Consider the following 4,610-nt stretch of genomic DNA (forward strand, 5'->3'; position numbering starts at 1 on the left):
GCCTCAGTTTACGCATTCTGGTGGTGCTTTAACCAATCAGATACTCATACTTGGAGTCATTCTTAGTAGTATTGTTTTATGTATCAATACTATCTTCTCATTTTCTTTTAGTAAGTTGGGCTCTTTGCTAGGTTGTCACTTTAGTTTAAACCGTCATATCGATGGTGTATTGGGCGTGGTATTTTTGGGACTTGCTGCCCGTTTAGCTACAAGTAAGTAATGTATGCATACAGCGTTTGGGCTTCAGATACTTTTCTTATCTGAATAGAATGAGTTGGAGCCCAGCCCTAACTCTGATATGTAAAAAATTTCTCAGGTTGAATTTTTACCCGTGGCACTTTCTAGCTCAAAAGTATCCCATTACTAGTTCCGCCAAAACACTTACGCTCTATGTTGGCGGTATTTTGAACAAATATAACTAATCTGACATCCAACACTTACAAAGTTTAAACTTACCTATAAGCCAATACTTCTCAGCTCGCCACAATATTGCGGACTACGTTGTGCAATACACGTAACAAAGCCACCAATCATCTCTCCCCTTCGGCGGTTAGACTCGTAAAATTCTCGATTTTTCATCTTGTTGCTGCTTCAAAAGTCATCTAACTAGCCGGGCATAAACCAAGCTGTCATGGCTTGGTTCGTGTGTCAAATTGCCCTTTCTCTTGATCTCCTTCTTTCTTCGTCCCCCATTAAAGTTAAATGAGTCCTAAAAACACAGTATTGCAACCTTAAGACCTATTTCTCACCACCATAGTCTCTACACTCAAGTCTCCAGGCTGGAAAACACATTAAATGAGGAGAGGGAAGTATGAATTGGAATGTGACACCAATAATGGCTTTGGTCATTTTTCTGCAAGGATGTGGCGCACAAAATAGTACGCAAGCCATTGAGCAGAAATACACAAATCACGCTTCTAAATTTGCCACTGTTGAAGGCAAACGAGTGCATTATCGAGATGAAGGACAGGGTGAGGTGGTGATTTTATTGCATGGCACTTCGTCATCACTTCACGCTTGGGAGCAATGGACTCAAATCCTCAAACAAGACTATCGCGTCGTACGTATGGACTTACCGGGTTTTGGCTTAACTGGGCATCTGCCTCAAAACCAGTACGAAATCCCTGACGATATTGCTTTTTTAAGTGCCTTTATGAGAGAGCTCGACATCGAACAAGCACATTTTGTCGGTAGCTCTTTAGGAGGACGCATAGTTTGGGAATACGGTTTACAACATCCAGAGCAGGTTATAACCCTTACGTTGATAAATGCCTTAGGGTATCCACAAAAATCGTGGCCACCAAGCATTGCGATGGCCCAGTGGCCAGTCATCGGCAAAATAATGGAACATGTCACTCCAAGGTTTATGTTCGAAGATGGGCTTAAAGAGGTTTACTTCGACCCGCTACTTGTGGATGCGGCGTTGATTGATCGATACTACGAACTGACTACCTACCAACAAAATCGACAGGGATTCACACGTCGCGTCAAGGCATCGCTGGATCAGGACTCGGATAAGCTCACACAAATTGCCAAGCCGACTCTTATTCTGTGGGGGAAGGAAGACCGTTATTTTCCAGCTGAAAATGCGAGAAAGTTTGAGCGTGATATTCGGGGCTCTTATGCTGTAGTGTATGACGAAGTTGGACACTTACCGATGGAAGAGGTCCCAGAGCGATCAGCAGAGGCGTTTAAACAGTTTATCTCGAAAGGTAAGCCTTAGGACTAACCTGGTGCCAGCGCTTGAACGCTTTGTAGAAACTGCTGGTATCTTTAAAACCAAGACGATAGCTCAACTCGGTAATGCTTGGAGGCGGGGTTTGAGTCAGCCAGCGGACTGCTAACTGCTTTCTTGTATCATCAAGAATACTCTGGAAAGAGGTATGCTCTCTTTCCAGTTTGCGGTAGAGCGTTTGTCGGCTGAAGTGTAATTGCTGTGCGACTTTATCTATGCTGAGTAGTTCTCCATTTTCTAGTCCGTTTACTACTATGGTCCTGACTTGCTGTTGGAGAGGCTGGGTTTGCGTTAATGTCTCAAGGTGGCTTTGGGCGGTTTTTGCCATCATCGTTTTCAGATACTCACTACTTGTTGCAATGGGAAGGTTAAGCCATTTCGATTCGAATATCAGCTGGTGATAAGCACTATTAAATTCAATGGTTTCTCCAAAGACTGGTTGATATTTATCCACATGTAGCGGAGCTAAATACCCAAACTTAGCTTTGGTTAGCGGGAAAGGATGGGCACTCAGCATTCTTGCCCACATCACCACCGCACTCATGCTGCGTTCAATGGCGGCTCTAGGGTAATCATGGCGTGATTCAATGGAGAGGGTTAAGCGGCACTGCTGTCCATCGTCATCCACTTGCCAACACTCTGAAGAATTCATCAGAAAAATATTACTTTGGAACGTGTTGAATGCGTCTTTTAACGTCGCACATTGGCTCACCCAACTCGCGAGCACACCTTTTGATTCATGGGATATAGTTCGCCCAATGATGAGTCCAATTTCGGGCGATGGATGGTGCTGTTCGAGGAGTGACCATAAGGCAACCATTTGGCTTTCTGGAAGCCGATCCGATAGCGATAGATTAGCGCTATTTTTAATGGCCTCAAGGATTATACCGTCAAGGTGATTAGATGCTTCGACCTGTTTACGCAAAGCGGGAGGCAACAGTGAATAGGCATTTACTAAATCAATGACAGAGGCGAATGAAACAGATTTTTCGATAGTGTTATCTGCCATGAGTGTTATCAAAATGTTAAGTCATAGCTAACTAATATCGCAATTTTCATCATCTATCAATCTAGAGTGCTTCTAAAAAGTGGTAAGTTCACAACATGATAGCTGATTGAGGTTATCAACCATTCTCTCAAAGATCGAACTATGTCCGATATTCAAGTTGGGCTAGGGGCGCATTTGCCCCACAAAAGGTTAGGTAAGAGTCACACCATCACAGGTGTCATTTGGGTTTGTAAAACAACGAATCAGGATACGTGCTAAAGGTTTGCTGTTCGATATTTTCTAGGTGTCTGATTAAACAATTTCTTAAATGCCTGTACATAAGCAGAATCAGAAGAATATCCCGATTCGATAGCAATTTCTTGAATGCTCATTTTCGAGCTTAACAACTGCAAAGATAAAACTAGCCTAATGTTTTGTCGCCATTGTGAAAAAGATTGAGAAAACTCTTTAGAGCATAATCGAGACAGCGTGCGTTCAGATGCACCGACTGTTGTCGCCCATTCTTTTAATGTAAACGGTAAATCAGGCTGTTTTTGAAGTTGTGCGAAAATAGAGAAAAGACGCTTATCGGTAGGAATAAGCAATGGTATTTCATAACTTTCTGCAACTTCGATTTGATCTCTCAAGACCATAAGTAAATGCATGATATTGGACTCAGATTGTGAGTGTGTGTTGCTTTCAAACAGAAGTTGTATCAACTCTTTGGTAAAAGAATTTACCTGACAGGATTTAGGTTTGCTTCCATAGCGAAGATTTTTGTCTGGGTTGAGGTAAATAGCCAAAAATTGTGTATCTGTAATCGCAACGGATTTATGAACTGTATTTGCGGGAATATAGAGCAAGCCATTATGGGGCACTATCCCGCTTTTATCACCAATGTCTGATTGTAACAATCCCTGGCGTGGGAACACTATTTGGTGCCATGGGTGTGAGTGGAAATCATCAATATAGCCAGAGGCCATTGGCATAACGATATGCCTGGGCTGATACCAGGTGCCGAAATCATTGCGTATAGTAAAGGCTGCCCGAGACAAATTGTTGCTTATAGCGATTTGGTGTTTGGTTTTCAGTGTCATATGGAATTGACTAAAGAAGTCGTAGCGCTGCTCATCGAAAATACTGATCTTAGTAAGGCTGAGGACTTTCGTTTTGTTGAGAACCCTGAAGTATTACTGAGTCATGACTATGATGAGATGAACGAAAAACTACATGTTTTTTTAGATAAGCTGGAACGCTTGTATAAATCACTGAACTAAGTGGTAATTGAGTGCTTTATGAAAATTTGTTGCAGTGTGTAGACCTTAATCAGGTAAGTGTGTTTATAAGTCATAACTTCATATCTAGAGGATGCGAATTAACCAGTCTTGACCTGTATAACGATGGAAAAGGGCGCCAGTAACGGTGCCCTTTGTGTTGGCTAGCAACGCTATAAGTTTCGTGGCCGCATAGTAAGAAGAGTGCAGTATGCTGTGAGGGGCGGGTTTCGGCTTGCCTTTTTAACCGTTGGGCAAAATAAATACAGAACAAGCATAAAAAACACAGGCGTGACGTTCGGTTTTTAATGGAAGACATTGAAGTCAATGAGAGATAATTAAATTTTTAATTGAATAATTCATTTGGAAATAGAATTAATACTCTAAATAATTCTGTTTTATATATGACTCTTCCTCATTAGTAAATTGTGACTTTAATTCAAAATAAAAATAAAACCCAACTTGAAGTTGTTACTGTTATTTTAATTTAAACGTCATGTTGAAAGTTGGTATTTAGATGGGAGCTACTGATTCATGAACCTTTTTTAGCGAAATAGACGACCCTGTAAATAATTCTGTGTAACTGCTCTTGGTTACAAGTATTCAGTTAATC

The 4,610-nt window shown here is 41.4% G+C and carries 3 protein-coding genes and 2 pseudogenes; 3 read left to right on the top strand and 2 right to left on the bottom strand.

The annotated features are described in order from the left end of the window. Together JC606_RS23500 and JC606_RS22725 are read left to right on the top strand one after the other, a co-directional pair. Positions 1-220, top strand: a pseudogene (locus JC606_RS23500) (LysE family translocator); the annotation flags it as partial. Between the two features lie 591 nt (positions 221-811). Next, entirely contained in the window at positions 812-1,723 is a 912-nt protein-coding gene (locus JC606_RS22725) for an alpha/beta fold hydrolase (RefSeq protein ID WP_198779501.1), read from the top strand. Here JC606_RS22725 and JC606_RS22730 read toward each other — a convergent pair. Then, positions 1,701-2,744 carry an AraC family transcriptional regulator gene (locus tag JC606_RS22730; RefSeq protein ID WP_198779502.1) on the bottom strand — a complete coding sequence of 348 codons (1,044 nt, stop codon included), beginning with the start codon at positions 2,742-2,744 and terminating at the stop codon, positions 1,701-1,703. The two genes, JC606_RS22725 and JC606_RS22730, sit on opposite strands and share 23 nt — an antisense overlap. 254 nt (positions 2,745-2,998) lie before the next feature. Continuing rightward, on the bottom strand, positions 2,999-3,712 hold the full coding sequence (locus JC606_RS22735) for an AraC family transcriptional regulator (protein ID WP_198779503.1): 714 nt from the start codon (positions 3,710-3,712) through the stop codon (positions 2,999-3,001). Between JC606_RS22735 and JC606_RS22740 the strand changes: the two are divergent. Next, positions 3,701-4,000 (top strand): annotated as a pseudogene (locus JC606_RS22740) (glutamine amidotransferase); the annotation flags it as partial. The gene JC606_RS22735 and the pseudogene JC606_RS22740 sit on opposite strands and share 12 nt — an antisense overlap. Between the last annotated feature and the right edge of the window lie 610 nt (positions 4,001-4,610).

The organism is Vibrio sp. IB15 (genome assembly GCF_016406055.1).
GTDB lineage: Bacteria > Pseudomonadota > Gammaproteobacteria > Enterobacterales > Vibrionaceae > Vibrio > Vibrio chagasii.